The organism is Devosia sp., assembly GCF_036676215.1.
In the GTDB taxonomy this organism is placed as follows: Bacteria; Pseudomonadota; Alphaproteobacteria; order Rhizobiales; family Devosiaceae; genus Devosia.
Genome location: NZ_JAKFDJ010000026.1, coordinates 1 through 18,251, shown reverse-complemented (window position 1 = coordinate 18,251; position 18,251 = coordinate 1). Strand labels below are relative to the sequence as shown.

The 18,251-nt window shown below is 62.5% G+C and carries 16 protein-coding genes; 7 read left to right on the top strand and 9 right to left on the bottom strand.

The window, feature by feature from the left end; genetic code table 11:
- Positions 1-7: 7 nt before the first annotated feature.
- The 4 genes from V6M52_RS02040 (at position 8) to V6M52_RS02025 (ending at position 4,824) form a co-directional block, all read left to right on the top strand.
- The gene (locus V6M52_RS02040; protein WP_332698907.1) at positions 8-2,062 is read left to right on the top strand and encodes an OmpA family protein; all 2,055 of its coding nucleotides are present in this window, start codon (positions 8-10) and stop codon (positions 2,060-2,062) included.
- Between the two features lie 398 nt (positions 2,063-2,460).
- Positions 2,461-2,835: a hypothetical protein gene (locus V6M52_RS02035; protein WP_332687715.1), complete on the top strand. Its 375-nt coding sequence runs from the start codon at positions 2,461-2,463 to the stop codon at positions 2,833-2,835.
- A 161-nt stretch (positions 2,836-2,996) separates the two neighbouring features.
- Positions 2,997-3,683, top strand: coding sequence for a tellurite resistance TerB family protein (locus V6M52_RS02030; RefSeq protein ID WP_332687714.1), 687 nt, complete (start codon positions 2,997-2,999; stop codon positions 3,681-3,683).
- Positions 3,684-3,786: 103 nt separating this feature from the next.
- Positions 3,787-4,824, top strand: a complete 1,038-nt coding sequence (locus V6M52_RS02025; RefSeq protein WP_332698904.1) for an LLM class flavin-dependent oxidoreductase — start codon at positions 3,787-3,789, stop codon at positions 4,822-4,824.
- Here V6M52_RS02025 and queF read toward each other — a convergent pair.
- The 7 genes from queF to V6M52_RS01990 all read right to left on the bottom strand — a co-directional run bounded on the left by queF (position 4,821) and on the right by V6M52_RS01990 (position 11,087).
- The gene (gene queF / locus V6M52_RS02020) at positions 4,821-5,270 is read right to left on the bottom strand and encodes a preQ(1) synthase (RefSeq protein ID WP_332687712.1); all 450 of its coding nucleotides are present in this window, start codon (positions 5,268-5,270) and stop codon (positions 4,821-4,823) included. The genes V6M52_RS02025 and queF overlap by 4 nt on opposite strands.
- Positions 5,271-5,272: 2 nt before the next feature.
- Entirely contained in the window at positions 5,273-5,494 is a 222-nt protein-coding gene (locus tag V6M52_RS02015; protein ID WP_092182124.1) for a hypothetical protein, read from the bottom strand.
- A gap of 89 nt (positions 5,495-5,583) precedes the next feature.
- Positions 5,584-5,877 carry an HlyU family transcriptional regulator gene (locus tag V6M52_RS02010; protein WP_332698901.1) on the bottom strand — a complete coding sequence of 98 codons (294 nt, stop codon included), beginning with the start codon at positions 5,875-5,877 and terminating at the stop codon, positions 5,584-5,586.
- Between the two features lie 23 nt (positions 5,878-5,900).
- The gene (locus tag V6M52_RS02005; protein WP_332698898.1) at positions 5,901-6,191 is read right to left on the bottom strand and encodes a DUF2442 domain-containing protein; all 291 of its coding nucleotides are present in this window, start codon (positions 6,189-6,191) and stop codon (positions 5,901-5,903) included.
- A 12-nt stretch (positions 6,192-6,203) separates the two neighbouring features.
- Positions 6,204-8,273 carry an RNA polymerase sigma factor RpoD gene (gene rpoD / locus V6M52_RS02000; protein ID WP_332687709.1) on the bottom strand — a complete coding sequence of 690 codons (2,070 nt, stop codon included), beginning with the start codon at positions 8,271-8,273 and terminating at the stop codon, positions 6,204-6,206.
- 185 nt (positions 8,274-8,458) lie between these two features.
- On the bottom strand, positions 8,459-10,393 hold the full coding sequence (dnaG, locus tag V6M52_RS01995) for a DNA primase (RefSeq protein WP_332698895.1): 1,935 nt from the start codon (positions 10,391-10,393) through the stop codon (positions 8,459-8,461).
- A 130-nt stretch (positions 10,394-10,523) separates the two neighbouring features.
- Positions 10,524-11,087, bottom strand: coding sequence for an HdeD family acid-resistance protein (locus V6M52_RS01990; RefSeq protein ID WP_332698892.1), 564 nt, complete (start codon positions 11,085-11,087; stop codon positions 10,524-10,526).
- Positions 11,088-11,264: 177 nt separating this feature from the next.
- Here V6M52_RS01990 and V6M52_RS01985 point away from each other — a divergent pair, with 177 nt between their 5' ends.
- Positions 11,265-12,449: an MFS transporter gene (locus V6M52_RS01985; RefSeq protein ID WP_332698889.1), complete on the top strand. Its 1,185-nt coding sequence runs from the start codon at positions 11,265-11,267 to the stop codon at positions 12,447-12,449.
- A gap of 5 nt (positions 12,450-12,454) precedes the next feature.
- On the opposite strand, the gene V6M52_RS01980 is transcribed toward V6M52_RS01985, so the two are convergent.
- Complete coding sequence (locus V6M52_RS01980; RefSeq protein ID WP_332698886.1) at positions 12,455-12,907, bottom strand: GatB/YqeY domain-containing protein; 453 nt, start codon at positions 12,905-12,907, stop codon at positions 12,455-12,457.
- Positions 12,908-13,042: 135 nt separating this feature from the next.
- Here V6M52_RS01980 and carA point away from each other — a divergent pair, with 135 nt between their 5' ends.
- Positions 13,043-14,248 (top strand): glutamine-hydrolyzing carbamoyl-phosphate synthase small subunit, encoded by a 1,206-nt coding sequence (gene carA / locus V6M52_RS01975; protein ID WP_332698884.1) that lies wholly within the window; start codon positions 13,043-13,045, stop codon positions 14,246-14,248.
- 154 nt (positions 14,249-14,402) lie between these two features.
- On the opposite strand, the gene ypfJ is transcribed toward carA, so the two are convergent.
- Positions 14,403-15,332 carry a KPN_02809 family neutral zinc metallopeptidase gene (ypfJ, locus tag V6M52_RS01970; protein ID WP_332698881.1) on the bottom strand — a complete coding sequence of 310 codons (930 nt, stop codon included), beginning with the start codon at positions 15,330-15,332 and terminating at the stop codon, positions 14,403-14,405.
- Between the two features lie 768 nt (positions 15,333-16,100).
- Between ypfJ and V6M52_RS01965 the strand changes: the two genes are divergently transcribed.
- Complete coding sequence (locus tag V6M52_RS01965; RefSeq protein ID WP_332698878.1) at positions 16,101-18,077, top strand: bifunctional 2',3'-cyclic-nucleotide 2'-phosphodiesterase/3'-nucleotidase; 1,977 nt, start codon at positions 16,101-16,103, stop codon at positions 18,075-18,077.
- Positions 18,078-18,251 lie beyond the last annotated feature (174 nt).

Below are 18,251 nucleotides of genomic sequence, written 5' to 3'. Positions count from 1 at the left end.
AAGAACAATGCGCCTTAGAAACTGGCTACTGACCGGCACCAGCATCGGCCTCATGGCCCTGCTGCCGCTGACCGTGCGCGCGCAGGACGGCGATCTCGTCGCCGCCTACCAGGCCTACACCGCCGCTCAGGCATCCGGCGACGCCGCCGCCCTCGAGGCGGCCCAAAGCACCCTGACCGAACTCTGCATCGTCGCGGGCTATGCCAGCATTGATGAGTGCATTGCCGCGATCTCCGCCGCTGCTCCGGCAGCTGAGCCTGCCGTGGAACCCGCTCCCGTGGAAGCTGCGCCCGTTGAGGAAGCACCCCCGGTTGAAGAGCCTGCCCCCGAAGTTGTGGAAGAACCTGCCCCTGTCGAGGAGCCCGTTGCCGAACCGGTCCCTGAACCGGCCCCCGAAGTGATGGAAGAGCCCGCGCCGGTTGAAGAGCCTGCCCCTGAGCCTGTGGTCGAAGAGGCTGCCCCGGTTGAGGAGCCCGCACCTGTTGAAGCTGCACCCGTCGAGGAGCCGGCTATGGAAGCCGCTCCGGTCGAAGAGCCGGCCGTCGAGATTCCGGCTGAAGCCCAGGTCGATATTTCTGCCGACCTGCAGGCCCAGATCGATATCTACAATGCTGCCATTGCCGACATGATGGCTGGTGGCGACGCTGTCGCCGCACAGGCCCAGATGGCCGCTGCCCTGGCCGAGATCGACGCACTCTGCGCCGAAGCCGGTTTCCCCGACGCCAATACGTGCCTGACCAATTACGGCCTGTCGCTACCGGCCGTGCCGGCCCTGCCTGAAACGCCGGTCGCCCCTGCCGTTGATCCGGCAGTGCCGGTTGCCGAAGAGCCGGTCGAAATCATCGAGGAACTGCCCGAAGGCGTAACTCAGGAGCAGGTTGCTCCGGTACTCGATAGCGCCAAGGACGAAGAGACCGCACCTGCCGTGGAAGGTGAAGCCGAAGTCGAGGTTCAGGCTGAACCTGCTGCCGAGGCGCCCCCGGTGAGCGATGTCGACGCTCAGGCCAACTTTGCCCCCGAGGAAGCCGCTCGTATCTCGGTCACTGAGGAACAGGGTGAAGCCTTCGCCGTTCAGGTCCTTGCCGAACCCGAAGTGCCGCAGAACGTGACGATCATCGAGCAGACGAACGTCACCAACAACATCACGAACAACGTCACCACCAATATCGGCCAGCAGAACAACGTTCAGCAGAACACAGTTGCGCCGCTCGAGCCGGGCCAGGCCATTACGCAGGTCATTCTGCAGATCGGCACCCAGCTCGTCGTCAACTCGATCGGCCAGGATACCGATCGCTTCTACAATGCCCAGGAAGACGAGATTTTCTATGAAAACCTGAGCAATGGCCGTACCCGCGAAACCATCACCCGCCCCGATGGCACCCAGATCATCACCGTGCGTAACCGCAATGGCGACGTCCTGCGCCGTTCGCGTATCACGCCCGATGGCCGCGAATATGTGCTGGCCTATTTCGACGAGCGTTACGACGATGATCTGATCGTCTGGCGTGACCCGGGTCAGGACCTGCCTCCGCTGCGCCTCAATATCCCGGTGCAGGACTACGTGCTCGACGCTGAGTTCGCTGATGAGAACGAGGTGGAAGTGTTCTTCCAGCAGCCGCCGGTCGAGCAGGTTGCCCGCCTCTACTCGATCGACGAAGTCAAGCGCTCTGCACGTGTGCGTGACAGCGTGCGCAAGCTCGAAGTGGGCGGCCTGACCTTCGACACCGGCGCCGCCACAATCGGCCGCGATCAGGTCGGTGCCCTGTCGAGCGTCGCCAACGCCATGCTGGCCCTGCTGGAACGCAACCCCAGCGAGACCTTCCTGATTGAAGGCCATACCGACGCCGTCGGCTCGGATATCTCGAACCTGCGCCTTTCGGATCTGCGGGCTGCTACAGTGGCGCGCATTCTGACAGACTTCTACGACGTGCCGCCGGAAAACCTGGCTACCCAGGGCTATGGCGAGCGCTATCTCAAGATCCGCACCGAGGCTGCGGAACGCGAGAACCGCCGCGTCACCATCCGCCGCATCACGCCGCTGATCACTACTGCCGCGAACTGACCGTCGCCGACAGACAATGGAACGGCCGGGCCTAGCGCCCGGCCTTTCCTTTGTCGCATCCGCCCCGTGCGCAAGTGATCTTGCAGTTCACAGAACTTGGTATTCCGCATCTCGGGCTGACTGCTGGGTAGTCCTATTGAGTGAGCTTGGCTCTATGCCGTCACCTTCTGCGTCAATATTTCCACGATCCGGGCAAGCCAAAGGCTCATTTCCTTGAAAGATTTTGGACACGAGCGCGTCGGCCAGAGAAATTTCCGGCGATTGGTCGCCCCCAATCCATTGAATTAATGGCCAAATTTTTGCTGCGGCAAATCGGCGCGCGGCGTGATCACGGATTTGGGAACGAAACCAAAAGGTCCGCGTTTCTTTGCCATACGGTGAAACAAAGGAGCGAAATCATGGCTATCCCTGAACGCGATCCCGTTTATACGAACGATGGCAACCGGACTGTGTATACCCGCGAAAGCAGTGGCACCGGTTGGTTCGTCGGCATTATCGTCGCCCTGGCGCTGCTGGCCATTGGCTACCTCGTCTTCTCGGCCAACTCCGGCCCGTCGACTACCGTTGACGTGAACGGCGCCCCGGCTATCGAGGCACCGGCTGATCCGGTTATTGCCCCCGCCCCGATGACCGAAGCCCCTCCGGCTCCGGCTACTGAGGCTGCCCCGATGACCGAGGCTCCGGCCGCCCCCGCTGCTGACGCCGCCCCGGTGACGGAAGCCCCGGCGGTTGAAGCTCCGGCTGCTGAACCCGCCGCGCCCGCTGCTCAGTAGCGGCAACTGACTTCACGGATGCCATCAGTTCTCCCTCTGATGCCATCACCGAGACCCCGGCTCCTGGCTGGGGTCTTTCTGTATCTGCTCGCAGGCGTGCGGAGCCTTGCACTCGCTGCAATCGCTACCCATCTCCGCAGTCAACCACGAAGGGCGCCCCCATGTTCAATATCGACCAGATCGTCAAAGCCCTCCAGACCGACAAGAATGCCCAGCGCACCGCCATGACCGGCGCCGCGGGCCTCGCGGCCGGGATGCTGCTGAGTGGCGGTGGACTGGGCAAGCTCGCCGGCAATGCCGTCAAGCTCGGCGCCGTCGCCGCCGTTGGCGGCCTCGCCTACAATGCCTGGCAGAATTACCAGAACCAGCAGCAAGGCGGCGCCTCCAATGCGCCCGCCCAGGACGCCTTCATTCCCGCTGCCAGTGACACGCAGGGCCAGGAGGAATTGGGCAAGACTCTCGTCCGAGCTATGATTGCCGCCGCCAAGGCCGATGGCCGCATCGACGCCGATGAGAAGGAGGCCATCTTCAGCAAGCTGGAAACGATGAATCTGTCTTCGGAGGAGAAGGCCTGGGTGTTCGATGAACTCTCAAGCCCGCTCGACATCAACGCCGTCGTCGCCCGCGCCGACACCCCCGCGCACGCATCGGAAATCTATGCGGCCTCGCTGGTCGCGATCACCGCCGAAACGGCCGCGGAACGCGCCTATCTCGACGCGCTGGCCTCCAGACTCAGGCTCGATCCCGCGCTGGTCAGCGAAATCCACAAGGCCGCCGGGGAGAAGGTGCCCCAGCCCGCCCCTGCGCCAGCCCCGTTTGCCTATACGCCATCCGGCAGCAACGTCTGAACCTACTGAACCGCGCGCCGACGGGGTGCGCGGTTACACCCGTGTGCGTTCTTGATCGCACTTCCCCCGCAAGCCATCTGTCAGCCAACCAGGAGCTGCCCAGATGGAACTCGGACTCTATTCCTTCGCCGAAAATACCGCTGATCCTCTCAATGGCGACCGACTGCAGAGCCCGGCCGACCGGCTGAAGGATCTGCTTGAGGAAATCGAGCTGGCTGACCAGCTTGGCTTGGCCTTCTATGGCCTCGGCGAACATCATCGCCCCGATTTCGTGGTCTCGGCCCCGGTGACGGTCCTCGCATCCGCTGCCGCCCGGACCAAGAACATCCGGCTGTCAACCGCAGTCACGGTATTGAGCTCGGAGGACCCGATCCGCGTCTGGCAGCAATTCGCCACGCTCGACCTGCTCAGCAATGGCCGCGCCGAGATCATGGCTGGCCGCGGCTCCTTCATCGAGAGCTTCCCCCTCTTCGGGCTCGACCTAAATGACTATGACAGCCTGTTCGAGGAAAAACTCGAACTGCTGCTCAAGATACGCGAGGGCGGCAAGGTCACTTGGCCGGGCGGCGCTCACACCAAGCCCATCCCAGGCATCGAGATTTATCCCAAGCCCGCGCAAGACCCTCTGCCTGTTTGGATCGCCGTAGGCGGCACGCCCAATTCAGTTGCCCGCGCCGCTTACTACGGCCTGCCCCTGATGATCGCCATCATCGGCGGCCAGCCCAGGCAATTTGCCCCTTTGGTCGAGTTCTACCGCGAGACGGCCACAAAGGTGGGCCGCGATCCCAAGGCCCTGCCGGTCGGCATCAGCTCACACGGCTTCATCGCCGCCGATAGCCAGGACGCCCGCGATATCGCTTTCCCGGCCCATAGTGCTGCCATGACCCGCATCGGCAAGGAACGCGGCTGGCCCCCAACCACCCGTGCTCAATTCGACGCCGGGGCCACCCCGCAGGGCGCCTATTTCATGGGTTCGCCGCAGGAGATCATCGACAAGATTCTGATGCAGCACGAATGGTTCAAGCACGACCGCTTCGGCCTGCAGCTGAGCGTTGGCACCCTGCCCCATGATAAGGTCATGAAGGCCATCGAGCTCTACGGCACCGTAGTAAAACCGGCGGTGGACAAGGCTCTCGCCTAGCCGCGCCCGCGATAGGGCGGAACACCCTGGTCGGGGACCCAGACCCCGGCAGGCAATTCCCCGCTCTGCCAGAACACATCGATTGGAATGCCGCCACGCGGATACCAATAGCCGCCGATGCGTATCCAGCGCGGCTTGATCGTCTCAATGATTTTCTTGGCAATATCGATCGTGCAGCCCTCATGGAACGCGCCATGATTGCGGAACGAGGTCAGATAAAGCTTGAGCGACTTGGACTCGACCAGAAACTGGTCCGGCACGTAGTCGATGACCAGATGGGCAAAGTCAGGCTGGCCCGTCACCGGACATAGCGAGGTAAACTCGGGCGCCACATAACGCGCCACATAGTTCACGTCGGGATGCGGGTTTGGCACCGGGTCCAACACCGCATCTTCGGGCTGCTGCGGTGTCTCGACCGCCCGGCCCAATTGCAGGTCAGCGCTCATCTCTATTTCCCCGAACGCTTGATCGTCTTGATCTGCAGCGGCGGCAGGCCGGACTTTTCCGAGATGGCGCGGTCCTGGTCCATGATGGCGGTGCGAGCCGGCTCGTCGCCGTCGAGGCCGCCGAGTAGGTTAGCTTCCACCTTGCGGTTGGATCGCTGGCTGCCATCTTCATAGATCACATCGAAGAACACGTATTCGCTGCGCGCGGTTGGCTTTTTGGCCATGGGTCTAGCTCCTGTGCGGCTTGGCCGCCCCAGCGAACCCTTGCGGTCCGCAGGCGCCGGCTCGTGCCGAGATTGGGTATGCGTGGCGGCTAGCGGAAAATCTGCTCGCCCTGCTCGTCGATGATTTGCCTTCCCTTGGACAGCGCCAGGGCGATCAGATCGTCGCGTGAAGTCATGCGGTCGGCGCGTACGAACCGGTAGGTCTTGAGCTCGCCGCCGATATCCTTTTCGATCGTGCCGGCGAGTTGCAGTTCGCTACCGGCCTTCATCTCGATCGCCTTGATGAGAAAGCCCTTGTAGCCTTCCTCGCCCATAACCTTATCGCCAGCCGGCTCATTGCTCGACAAACCGCCGCCACCGAACAAATTCTTCCAAAACGACATGGTTTGTCTCCTCTTTCGTCCAGTCAGCGCCTGCGGCGGACCGGCAGCGGCAATTGCAGTTCGCCGCGTTTTTCCATTTCCTCGCGCAGCCAGCCCGGCGAGATGTCAAAGTGGTTCGGCCAGGTCGGCTTGCCATTGGCCAGTTCGACCGTGCCAAAGAAGCGCCGGTCCCGCAGCGGCTCGGTGCCCTCACCGCGTTCCGCGATCATCGGCCCCGCATTGAACGTGCCCGATGATCCGTCGGAAAAGGTCACAACCAGCTTGAACGGCACGATGGCCCTGATGCTCGTAACCTTGAGGCGCGGATCGGCCATCACCAGCCGCTCCTAGTTGTCGAGGAAGCTCCGCAGCTTCCGGCTCCTGCTGGGGTGCTTGAGCTTGCGCAGGGCCTTGGCTTCGATCTGCCGGATACGCTCACGCGTCACCGAGAACTGCTGGCCCACTTCCTCTAGCGTATGATCGGTATTCATGCCGATACCGAAGCGCATGCGCAGCACACGTTCCTCGCGCGGCGTCAGCGACGCCAGCACGCGGGTGGTGGTTTCGCGCAGGTTACTCTGGATCGCCGCATCGATCGGCTGGATCGCGTTTACGTCCTGGATGAAATCGCCGAGGTTTGAATCTTCCTCGTCGCCGATCGGCGTTTCAAGGCTGATCGGTTCCTTGGCGATCTTGAGCACCTTGCGAACCTTGTCCAGGGGCATCTGCAGCTTCTCGCTGAGCTCCTCGGGGGTCGGTTCACGGCCGATTTCATGCAGCATCTGGCGGCTGGTACGGACGATCTTGTTGATCGTCTCGATCATGTGCACCGGAATACGGATGGTGCGGGCCTGATCGGCGATCGAGCGAGTGATCGCCTGGCGAATCCACCAGGTCGCATAGGTCGAGAACTTGTAACCGCGGCGATACTCGAACTTGTCGACGGCCTTCATCAGACCGATATTGCCTTCCTGGATCAGATCCAGGAACTGCAGGCCGCGATTGGTGTATTTCTTGGCGATGGAAATCACGAGGCGCAGATTGGCCTCGACCATTTCCTTCTTGGCGATCGCAGCTTCGCGCTCGCCCTTCTGCACCTTGTGCACGATGCGGCGGTATTCTGCGATATTGAGGCCGGCTTCGGTCGCCAGCGTCGCCACATCACCGCGGATTTCGTGGATGGTGTCGGCTTCGCGCTTGGCGAACTCGCCCCAGCCCTTGCCCTCGAAGCTCTCGAGCGAGGCTTCCCAGGTGGGGTCGACTTCGCGGCCATAATAGCTCTCGAGGAATTTTTCGCGCTTGACGCCATAGCTCTCTGCCAGGCGCAGCAGGCGGCCTTCCAGCTTCACCAGGCGCTTGTTGATGTCGTAGAGCTGTTCGACGAGGTTCTCGATACGGCCGGCATTGAGCGACAGCGACTTGACGTCGGCAATGACTTCCACGCGGAACGCATCGATCTTCTTGCGATCGGCATCCGACACCGAGGCACTACGGTCCTCGGCATGCTTGTCCTGCATCTCACGCATCTTGCCATAGGCATCGGCGATGCGATCGAAGGTTTCCACCACCTGCGGCTTCAGCTCGGCTTCCATGGCTGACAGCGACAGGGCGTTCTCATATTCGTCGTCGTCGTCATCGGGCGCCGGGTCCTGCGGAGCCTGCGGCTCTTCGGGAACGTAGTCGTCTTCCTCGTCGCCCGAGGCGCGCTTGGGCGCCGGAGCCGCCTTGGGCCTCTCGACGACAGATTCCATCTTGGGCGCGGCGTTGAGGTTGACCATGTCCGGTGATGGCGCCGCTTGCTTGGCGTCGGGGCCGGCATAGGTGGCTTCAAGATCAATGATGTCGCGCAGCAGGATTTCGCCCTGGGCGAGCTGGTCGCGCCAGATGATGATGGCCTGGAAGGTTAGCGGGCTCTCGCACAACCCCTCGATCATGGTCTCGCGACCGGCCTCGATGCGCTTGGCGATGGCGATTTCGCCCTCGCGGCTCAGCAGCTCAACCGAGCCCATCTCGCGCAGATACATGCGCACCGGATCATCGGTGCGATCGGCACCCGTCTTGGTATTGGACGTGGTGGAGACGGCCGAGCCTGTGGCCGGCGCCACTTCCTGACCCTGATCTTCTTCGTCTTTTTCGACTTCGGTCTCTTCGACCTCGTCTTCGTCGACGACATTGATGCCCATGTCGGAGAACATGGACATGAAATCTTCGATCTGCTCGGACGACACTTCGTCCGAGGGCATCACCGCGTTGAGCTCTTCATAGGTTACATAGCCGCGCTTCTTGGCGACCTTGATGAGCTTCTTTACGGCGGCATCGGAAAGATCGAGCAGCGGGCTGTCATTCGTCGCCTCTGGGGCGCCGGCTTCCGGCTTCTCGGTTTCCTTGGTGGACTTGGGTGCTGCCTTGGTGGCCATGTGGTACTCCGTCGGAACCCATAGCGCCTGGGTCCGGGTAAGGCTTAAGTGGTGACACCTCAAGGCAAGGTAAAGGTTCGGTAACTCAGGCGTTAACGCCTCAAGAGCTACCGGGTTCGCCTCAGAAAAATTTCACATAAGCCATATGCAAAATAGCGCGTACTCGCCGGCTTTTAGAGAAATCCCTAAAAGCTGCGTGTCGCGCGTCCCGATAGCGAACCAAACCCTTCGATCAATGCCTCTGTGCCATCGACAGTGGTAATTTGGTTCTTGATGTCCCGCAGCCTTTCAAAGGTTTCTTCGCTCGGGTCTTCGCCCAGCGCCGCTTCGGCTGCCTTGAGTTCCCTATTTAGCTGAACTTTCTTGTTATGCAAGGCCAGGGCATGACTCAATCCGGTCTCGGCGTCGACCAGGGCGATCTCGGATGCGGCCTGCCAGACGCCCTGCCGGGCCAGGACATCGCTCATCCGGTCCAGCGCAGCCCCGTGCCCACGGGCGCCCAGCGCGGCTTTCAGGTCATCGGCGGAGATGTCGTGGTGACGCACCACCAGGCTCAAAATCTCACTCATCACTTTTTGTGCGCTGGGCGTGTCGAAATCGAGTGCCGCCAGCATCTCGAACTTGTCCTCGACCAGCGCCGGGTGATTGACCAGGCTGAGGATGATCGCCGCCTCGCGCGGCGTGGCTTCGGCCATGGAACCGGGCTTCAGCAACCGGGAATTGCGTAGCGTGTCGGAGACGACAAGCCGCGGCGTACCCCGGCCGGGATAACCATAGGCGCCGCTCTGGCCATAGCGCTGCTGCCCGCCGCGGGGCTCAAAGCGGTTTTGCCGGATCGGCGCAAAGAAGGCGCGCAGTTTTTCGTCGAATGCCTGGGCATAGTGGAACCGCACCGATCCGTCCTGGATAGAGTTGGAGCGTTCGCGCAATCGGGCCTGCAGGGCAGCACGGGCCTCCGGAGTCTCAGGCACCAGTCCGCCGGTCTCCATGCTCCAGATCACATCGGACAGGCTCCGGGCCCGCTCGATCACGTCGGCAAAAGCCCCCCTGCCCTGCGCCTTGATCAGATCGTCCGGGTCCTGCCCTTCTGGCAGAGTGGCAATCCGGACCGTAAAGCCGGGCTTGAGATGCGGCATGACCAGATCGGCCGTGCGTTCAGCGGCCTTGAGACCGGCCTTGTCTCCGTCAAAGCACAGCACCGGATCGGGGCTCATGCGCCAAAGCAGTTGCAGATGCTCTTCGGTCAGAGCGGTGCCAAGCGGCGCCACCGTGCCCTCAAAGCCCGCGCCCACGGCGGCGATCACGTCGAGATAACCCTCAACCACGATCACCGTACTGCCATCACGCGCCGCCTGGCGGGCGGTCTGGCCGTTATAGAGCGTCTGCCGCTTATGGAAGAGTTCGGTCTCGGGGGAGTTGAGATATTTGGCCGGTACATCCGCCGACAGCGCCCTGCCGCCAAAAGCGATCACCCGGCCGCGAAAATCCATGATCGGAAACATCACCCGGTTGCGAAATCGGTCATAGGTCAGCGGATCGTCCTCGCGGCTGGCCACCAGCCCGGTATCGATCATGTCCTGCGCCGAGACGCCGTTCTGTGCCAGATGCTCCTTGAGCCCGTTGCGGCTATCCGGCGCAAAACCGATGCGGAACCGCGTCTGGCTCTGCGCCGACACCCCGCGTTCCAGCAGGTACCCCCGCGCCCGCGCGCCGATATTATGCTGCAGCGCCGCCTCGAAATATTTCGTCGCCAGTTCCATGACGTCGATCAGGCTCTTGCGCTCGGCCTCGCGCTTTTCCTGCCGCTCGTCGCGTGCCGGCATCGGCACCCCGGCCATGCCCGCCAGCTTCTCCACTGCCTCGGGAAAGCTCATCCCGGCCTTTTCGGTCAAAAATCGAAAATGATCGCCAGAAACCCCGCAGCCGAAGCAATGGTAAATGCCGCGCCGGTCATCGGCATGAAAGCTCGGGCTCTTTTCGCCATGGAACGGGCAACAGGCCCACATGTCGCCCTTGCCCGGCTGGCTCTTGCGCTTGTCCCAGATGACATGCTCGCCCACCACCTGCGTGATCGGCAGGCGCTGGCGGATTTCATCGAGGAACTGATCGGAAAATCGCATGTCCTTAATTAGTCGCACGACAGGGCCAAGTCATCCCGCAACAGCGAACTTATCCCCTTCGACGGAATCTGACTGACATCAGCGCCGAACTGCAACGCGAGACCGAAGCGGAACGCACCCGGACAAAGGCCTAGGCGGTCTTGCTGCGCTGGTAGAGCCGCCAGGCCCAGCCGAACAGGCCAAACGCAAAGAATACGAGCAAGATCCCACCGAAAATCACCCCAATCGAGGCGGTCAGCAGCGGGAAGAACAGGAAAACCAGCCCGAGCAGGATATAGGATATGCCCGACAGCACCACCGGCCAGATCCGCGCATAGTGCTCACGCTCCCGCACGATCACCACGATCTGCATCACACCAACGATCAGCGCCGCGATACCTATCAGGCTAGAGAGCAGGGTCACGGTGAGGACTGTGGCGATGAAGGGTTGGACGAAGAACAGCACGCCCAGAATCAGCGACAGCACGTTGGACACCACGTCGAACCAGTAATTGCCGCTCTTGCCACCGCCGAAGGTAAGGCTCCACAGCCCCAGTGCACCATCGACGATGAGTAGAATGCCACCAGCCAGCACCATGACCGTGAGTGCCTCGGCGGGGAAGATGATGGCATAGAGCCCCGCCAGCAGCATCAACGCCCCGCGCAACGCCGTCGCCAGTGCGAAACGCCTTTTCATCGTAGCCGAAACCGTCATTCTAGCCTCCTGCGCGGCGCCAACCGCCTTGTCCCTCCAGCACTCTAGCGCAGTTCTCCGCAATGCCAAGCATCTGCCGGCTTGAGATTTTCTATAATCTAGCCCGCTATTTGTTGATTGCCACCTCGGCCCACCCGTGATTTGAGACCGCTTCAATCGAGGTCCGCCGCGCGCGGTTTGGTTCATGTCGCTTCCGCTCTTCGCATCTTTCTCGCCGCCTTTGCCTTTGGCACAGCAGAATTCGTCATCGCCGGCGTTTTGCCGGAGGTCGCGACCGGTCTTGGCGTCTCGATCCCCATCGCCGGCTATCTGGTAAGCGGCTACGCGATCGGCATCGCCATTGGCGGGCCACTGCTGGCCGTGGCGACCAAGAAGCTCACGCGGAAGACGCTGATCCTGCTGCTCGGCACGACCTTCACCATCGGACAGGTATTGTGTGCGCTGGCACCCAGCTTCGAACTGCTGATGGCGGCGCGCGTCCTCGTTTCGATTGTCCACGGCACCTATTTCGGCATCGCCGCCATCGTGGCGGTGAACCTGGTGCCGGCAGACAAACGCGGTTTCGCCGTGGCCCTGATTTTGTCGGGACTCACCGTCTCAAATATCCTGGGCGTTCCCGGCGGCACTGCCATCGGCAATGCGCTTGGTTGGCGCGCCACGTTCTGGGCCGTCGGTGCGCTTGGTCTGGCGGCGACGCTCGCCGTCGCCCTCTTTCTGCCGGCCCGCACCGGGCAATCCAGCACCACCGGGAGCTTCCTGCGCGAGTTCAAGGCGCTGGGCCGCCAGCAGATCGTGACTTCCCTGGCCATCGTCATCCTGGTGATGATTGGTCAATACAGCCTCTTCACCTATATCGCACCACTGCTGCTCGAGGTGACCGGCCTCGACACCAATATCGTGCCATTGGTGCTGCTGCTCTACGGCGTTGGCGCGACAATCGGCGTCTTCGTCGGCGGTCGGCTGGCTGACTGGAAGCTGATGCCGTCCCTGATCGCCATCCTGACAACTCAGGCAGTGGCTTTCACGCTGCTCTATGTGGTGAGCCCCTATCCGCTGATCATGGCTATCGCGGTGGTGTTTTGGGGCGGCGTCAATTTCGCCTTCGGCTCGCCGGTGCAATCGCGCGTGCTGGCCTGGGCCGGAGATGCGCCCAACCTCGCCTCGGCGCTGATTCCGACCGGCTTCAATATCGGCATCGCCATCGGCGCCGTGCTGGGAGCCACCCTGCTCGAGAGCGGCTTCGGCTACCGCCACCTGCCGCTGATCGGCTCGGCGGCGCTGGTGCTGGCCGTGTTCATCGCCATCGGCTCCTACTGGCTGGAACGCCGCTCGCCGGCCCCGCTGCCGCAAGCAGCCGAATAGCCTGATCAGCCGGCCAGCGCCGCCCGCACCTTGCTGCTTGCCTTGCCGAAGTCGATGCGGCCGGGATAGTCGACCTTGAGCTGGGCGATGACCTTGCCCATGTCCTTGGCGCCTTCGGCCCCGGTCGAGGCGATGGCGGCCTTGATAGCGGCATCGATCTCGTCTTCGGTCAAGGCCTTGGGCAGGAACTCGTTGAGGATGTCGATCTCTTCCTTTTCCACCGTGGCGAGGTCGGCGCGGCCGGCCTGCGCGTAGATGGCAAAGCTCTCCTCGCGCTGCTTGACCATCTTCTGCACGATGGCGAGGATTTCCTCGTTCGTTGCCGGTCCGCGGTTCTCCTGGCGGATGGCAATGTCCTTGTCCTTGATGGCCGAGGTGATGGCGCGCAGCGTGGCCGTGCGCCGCTTGTCTCGGGCCTTGAGGGCCGTCTTGAGACCTTCGCTGAACTGTTCGCGCATGGGTTTTCATCCTCTTGCTATGCGTTTTGTTGGCCCCATATAGGCACAATAAGGCGGTCGCGCCACTTGCGCTGGCGCGCCCGGGCTTCTATTGAGAGGCCTCAACCGACAGACCTGAAAACTTGGAGGCCCACCGTGACCGGCTGGCAGCAATCCCCCGCGACCGCCCTTCTGATCCTTGCAGACGGTACGCGCCTGGAAGGCCGCGGCATCGGCGCCATCGGCCACGCCGCCGGCGAAGTGTGCTTCAACACCGCCATGACCGGCTACCAGGAAGTGCTGACCGACCCCTCCTATGCGGGCCAGATCGTCACCTTCACCTTCCCCCATATCGGCAATGTCGGGACCAATGACGAAGACATCGAGACGGTCAACATGGCCGCGCTCTCCGGTGTCCGTGGCGTCGTGCTCAAGGCCGACATCACCAATCCATCCAATTACCGCGCTGCCGAAAAACTCGATGCCTGGCTCAAGAAGCGCAACATCATCGGCATTACTGGCATCGACACCCGCGCCCTGACGGCACTGATCCGCGAAAACGGCATGCCCAATGGCGTCATCGCCCATGATCCCACCGGTATGTTCGACCTTGGCTCTATCAATGCCGAACTCAAGGCCTTTCCTGGCCTCGAAGGGCTGGACCTGGCCAAGGAAGTCACCACGGCCCAGACCTACCACTGGGACCAGACCGGCTGGCAGTGGGACAAGGGCTACGGCAAGCTCGAAACCCCTGACTTCCACATCGTCGCCATCGACTATGGCGCCAAGCGCAATATCCTGCGCTGCCTGGCCGACCAGGGCGCAAGGGTGACGGTTGTCCCCGCCACAGCGACCGCCGCCGATGTGCTCTCGCACAATCCCGACGGCATTTTCCTGTCCAACGGCCCGGGCGACCCGGCCGCGACCGGCAAATATGCCGTGCCGACGATCCAGAAGCTGATGGAAACCGGCAAGCCGGTCTTCGGCATCTGCCTCGGGCACCAGCTGCTCGGCCTGGCGCTGGGCGGCACCACCTCCAAGATGCATCAGGGCCACCACGGCGCCAATCATCCGGTCAAGGATCTGACCACCGGCAAGGTGGAAATCACCTCGATGAACCATGGCTTTGCCGTGGACAAGGCGAGCCTGCCTTCCGGCGTCACCGAGACGCATATCTCGCTGTTCGACAATTCCAATGCGGGCCTCAGCGTCGATGGCAAGCCGATCTTTTCGGTGCAGTACCATCCTGAAGCCAGCCCCGGCCCGCGCGACAGCCACTATCTGTTCACGCGCTTCCTCAATCATGTCCGCGCCCAGAAGGGCATGGAGCAGCGCCCGGAATACGCAGCGCCCGCCGCCTGATCTTCACCTCTCCCTTTGGGGGAGAGGTCGACCCATCTTTGGGTCGGGTGAGGGGGCCTCCCCACGCACCTGACCCAGCAAAGGCCCCCTCACCCGGCGCTACGCGCCGACCTCTCCCCCAAAGGGAGAGGTGAAGAGAGCCATTCGTTTTCAATCAAACATTGCCCGAGAACGTATCGCAATCGCCGGGACTGCCCGACGTGTAGCCGCGCTCGAACCAGGTTTTCCGTTGCGCCGAGGTGCCGTGGTTGAAGGTCTTGGGCACGGCAAAGCCCTGCATGCGTTTCTGCAGTGTGTCGTCGCCGATCTGGTTGGCGGCGTTGAGCGCCTCCTCGATATCGCCGCTGTCCAGCAGGTCTTCCTGCCCGGCATAATTGGCCCAGACGCCCGCATAGCAATCGGCTTGCAGCTCGATCCGCACCGAATAGGCATTGGCCTCTTCCTGGCTCATGCTGGCGCGGCGCTGGTTGAACTCCGGCAGCACGCCGGTAATGTTCTGGATGTGATGCCCCACTTCATGCGCCAGCACATAGGCTTGGGCGAAATCGCCCGGCGCGCCGAACTGCTCGCGCAACTGGTCGTAGAAGCTGAGGTCGATATAGACCTTCTGGTCGCCGGGGCAATAGAACGGCCCGGTGCTCGAATCGGCAGCGCCGCAGGCGGTATTCACCCCGCCATTGAACAGCACCACGGTCGGCTCGGGATAGTCTTCGCTTGAGGCCTGGAACACCTCGGTCCACAAATCCTCAGTTTCCTTGACCACGACGCCGACAAAGTCGCGCAGTTCAGCTTCTTCGCCGGTCGTGGGCAACTGGCCCGACGAGCTGGCGGAGGAACCGCCGGAGCTCGAGCCGCCGGTGAGAATGTCGATCGGGTTCTGCCCGGTGGCAAACCAGATGATGCCCAGCACCACCACAATGCCGATCACGCTGCCAATACCGCCGCGCGACCCGCCACCGCCCGTCGGAATGCGGAAGCCGCCGCCGCGACCGAAGGAGCTACCGCCCAACCCTCCAAGCCCGCCGCCACCCTGGCCACGCCGGTCTTCGATGTTTGAGCTCTGCTGCCTGCCGCGCCATTTCATGATGGTGTTCTCCGATTGCCCCCAGCATTATCAACAAGCCGCTTCAAAGCAATCGGTTCCGGCAGGCGTGCGCGAGCGCCGCCTGCAACGCGGTTGTCAAAGGTGGACGGACCCCGAGGCGGATGCCGCCTCTGGAAATCTAAAAGTGAGACGATAACCGCCTCGGGGTGCCGGGATTTATGACGCGCAGACTCTGGCCGGGCCTCGCCCGACACTTCCGCTTGCCCGAGCAGGAGCACGACCCCCTACCCCCCGACTGTCGCTGCGCCAGTGGCCGTGCACGCCGTCTCCGCGCAGCAATGGGAGCAGTATAGCGCGGCTCCGAGGTACGGGGATAAGTGGGGGATGGTCGCCGGGAGATCCCGGCGGTTGGAGCAGAATGTCGCCCACCCACCGGGCGGCACCTCCCCTGGGAGGGGGTGTCGGCTGGCCCGAATGTCCGGCTAAACATCCCCCATCCTTGATCCCTCCCCGCAAGGGGGAGGGTGTCGACTGCGAAATTCTTGAAGGACGAGGGGCTTCCCGCTCTTCATATCCATGTACGCATGGGCGAACGCCATTTCGAGCGTGGCTCTCATGGTCTAACCGCCCCCAGCGTCACAATTTGACCACCCGGTCAAAATTCCATAGCGTCATCGCGCCGCCGTCATCCCAGCGTCACCTGCTGACGGCAAGAGCATCGCGCGGGATCGCCAAGATCCATGGTTCGGGAGCACGGCGCCCCCGAATTCAGGTTCATCGATATGAACATTATCAGGGAGACGACCAATGAATTTCCTGCCCAAGATTTCCCGACGCACTTTTCTCGCCGGCTCGGCAAGCGTCGGCGCCATGGCGGCCATGCACCCGTTCGCGCTGCTGGCCCAGCCCAACCAGGCGCATCTGCGCATCATGGAAACGACCGACCTGCACGTCGCCGTGTTCCCCTATGACTACTATGCCGACGCCCCCAACGAGACCATGGGACTGGCGCGCACTGCCTCGATCATCGAATCGATCCGCGCCGAGGCCGGAAATTCCATGCTGGTCGACAATGGCGACATCATCCAGGGCAACCCGATGGGCGACTATATCGCCTATGAGAAGGGCCTTGAGGATAACGTGCACCCGATCATCGCTGCCATGAATACACTGGGCTACGAGGCCGCGACGCTGGGCAACCACGAGTTCAACTACGGCCTCGAATATCTCGACACGGCCCTATCCGGCGCCACCTTCCCCTTCGTTTCGGCCAATCTGGTGCGCGGCGAACTCGCCGCCGATCCGCTGAGCGACGACACCTATATCCAGCCCTACCTGATCGTCGAAAAGGAACTGACCGACGGCTCGGGCGCCACCAAGACCATCAAGGTCGGCCTGATCGGCTTCCTGCCGCCGCAGATCATGACCTGGGACGCGACGCACCTGACCGGCAAGGTCGCAACCCGCGACATCGTCGAGACCGCGACGGCATATGTGCCGAAGATGAAGGAAGAAGGCGCCGACATCATCGTCGCACTCTCCCATTCCGGCATCGCCGCCGACCAGACGACCGGGGCAGAAAACGCCTCGTTGCAACTCGCAGCTATCGAGGGCATCGATGTGGTCCTGACCGGCCACCAGCATCTGGTATTCCCCGGTCCAGACTATGAAGGCGTCGAAGGTGCCGACATTGCAGCTGGCACGCTGAACGGCAAGCCTGCCGTGATGGCCGGCTTCTGGGGCAGCCATATGGGCCTTATCGACCTGTTGTTGGAGCAGGATGCCGAAGGCAAGTGGATGGTGGTCTCCCACACATCCGAAGCCCGCCCCATCTTCGAGCGCGTGGATGGCAAGGTAAGCCCGCTTGTCGAAAACGAAGCCGAAGTGGCCGAAGCCGCACAGGCCGACCATGACGAAACGCTGGAATATGTGCGCCGCGCCGTGGGCGAAACCTCTGCGCCGCTGCACTCCTACTTCGCGCTGGTCGCCGATGATCCGTCGGTGCAGATCGTGAGCCAGGCCCAGACCTGGTATATCACGCAGATGATGAAGGGGACTGAATGGGAAGCCCTGCCGATTCTGTCGGCCGCCGCCCCGTTCAAGGCGGGCGGCCGCGGCGGCCCGGACTATTACACCGATGTGCCGGTGGGCCCGGTGGCGATCAAGAATGTCGCCGATCTCTATCTCTACCCCAACACGATCCAGGCGCTCGCCGTCACTGGCGCCGAGGTCAAGGATTGGCTGGAGCGCTCGGCCGGCATCTTCAACCAGGTCGAAAAGGGCGCCACCGACGCCGACCTGATCAATCCGGACTTCCCCTCCTACAATTTCGACATCATCGATGGGGTGACCTACAAGATCGATCTCACCCAGCCGTCGAAATATTCGAGCGACGGCAAGGAAGTGACCAATGCCGACGCCAACCGCATTGTCGACCTGATGTTTGACGGCGCGCCAATCGATCCGGCGGCCAAGTTCGTCATTGCCAGCAACAACTACCGCGCTGGCGGCGGCGGCTCGTTCCCCGGCACCGGCGCCGACCACATCATCTTCAAGGGTCCCGACACCAACCGCGATCTCATCGTGCGGTTCATCGTCGAGAACGGCACCATAAACCCGTCGGCGGACAGCAACTGGTCGCTGGCTCCGATTGGCGACACCACCGTGCTGTTCGCTACCGGCCCCAAGGCCGCCGAGCATCTGGCCGATGTGACTGCGGTCGCGATCGAGGCCACGGGCGAAACCAATGCCGACGGTTTCGGCCTCTATCGCATCACGCTCTAACCCAAACAAAAGGGGTGCCCACCAAGTGGGCGCCCCGCATCATTAGGGACTGGCATCGAGCCTTTGGCGCAGCAGGTGCAGGCTTTCCCGCAGCGCGTCGCCGTCCGTGGCTTGGCCGCCCAGTGCGTCGCCCACGGCCAGGGGCACCGCCAGGGCCTTGGCCCGCAATCCGCG

Bases quoted from the DNA above. Each gene is read 5' to 3' on its own strand.
- V6M52_RS02040 (WP_332698907.1), top strand. From the start codon at position 8: ATGCGCCTTAGAAACTGGCTACTGACCGGCACCAGCATCGGCCTCATG.
- V6M52_RS02035 (WP_332687715.1), top strand. From the start codon at position 2,461: ATGGCTATCCCTGAACGCGATCCCGTTTATACGAACGATGGCAACCGG.
- V6M52_RS02030 (WP_332687714.1), top strand. From the start codon at position 2,997: ATGTTCAATATCGACCAGATCGTCAAAGCCCTCCAGACCGACAAGAAT.
- V6M52_RS02025 (WP_332698904.1), top strand. From the start codon at position 3,787: ATGGAACTCGGACTCTATTCCTTCGCCGAAAATACCGCTGATCCTCTC.
- queF (WP_332687712.1), bottom strand. From the start codon at position 5,270: ATGAGCGCTGACCTGCAATTGGGCCGGGCGGTCGAGACACCGCAGCAG.
- V6M52_RS02015 (WP_092182124.1), bottom strand. From the start codon at position 5,494: ATGGCCAAAAAGCCAACCGCGCGCAGCGAATACGTGTTCTTCGATGTG.
- V6M52_RS02010 (WP_332698901.1), bottom strand. From the start codon at position 5,877: ATGTCGTTTTGGAAGAATTTGTTCGGTGGCGGCGGTTTGTCGAGCAAT.
- V6M52_RS02005 (WP_332698898.1), bottom strand. From the start codon at position 6,191: ATGGCCGATCCGCGCCTCAAGGTTACGAGCATCAGGGCCATCGTGCCG.
- rpoD (WP_332687709.1), bottom strand. From the start codon at position 8,273: ATGGCCACCAAGGCAGCACCCAAGTCCACCAAGGAAACCGAGAAGCCG.
- dnaG (WP_332698895.1), bottom strand. From the start codon at position 10,393: ATGCGATTTTCCGATCAGTTCCTCGATGAAATCCGCCAGCGCCTGCCG.
- V6M52_RS01990 (WP_332698892.1), bottom strand. From the start codon at position 11,087: ATGACGGTTTCGGCTACGATGAAAAGGCGTTTCGCACTGGCGACGGCG.
- V6M52_RS01980 (WP_332698886.1), bottom strand. From the start codon at position 12,907: ATGCGCGAACAGTTCAGCGAAGGTCTCAAGACGGCCCTCAAGGCCCGA.
- ypfJ (WP_332698881.1), bottom strand. From the start codon at position 15,332: ATGAAATGGCGCGGCAGGCAGCAGAGCTCAAACATCGAAGACCGGCGT.
- V6M52_RS01965 (WP_332698878.1), top strand. From the start codon at position 16,101: ATGAATTTCCTGCCCAAGATTTCCCGACGCACTTTTCTCGCCGGCTCG.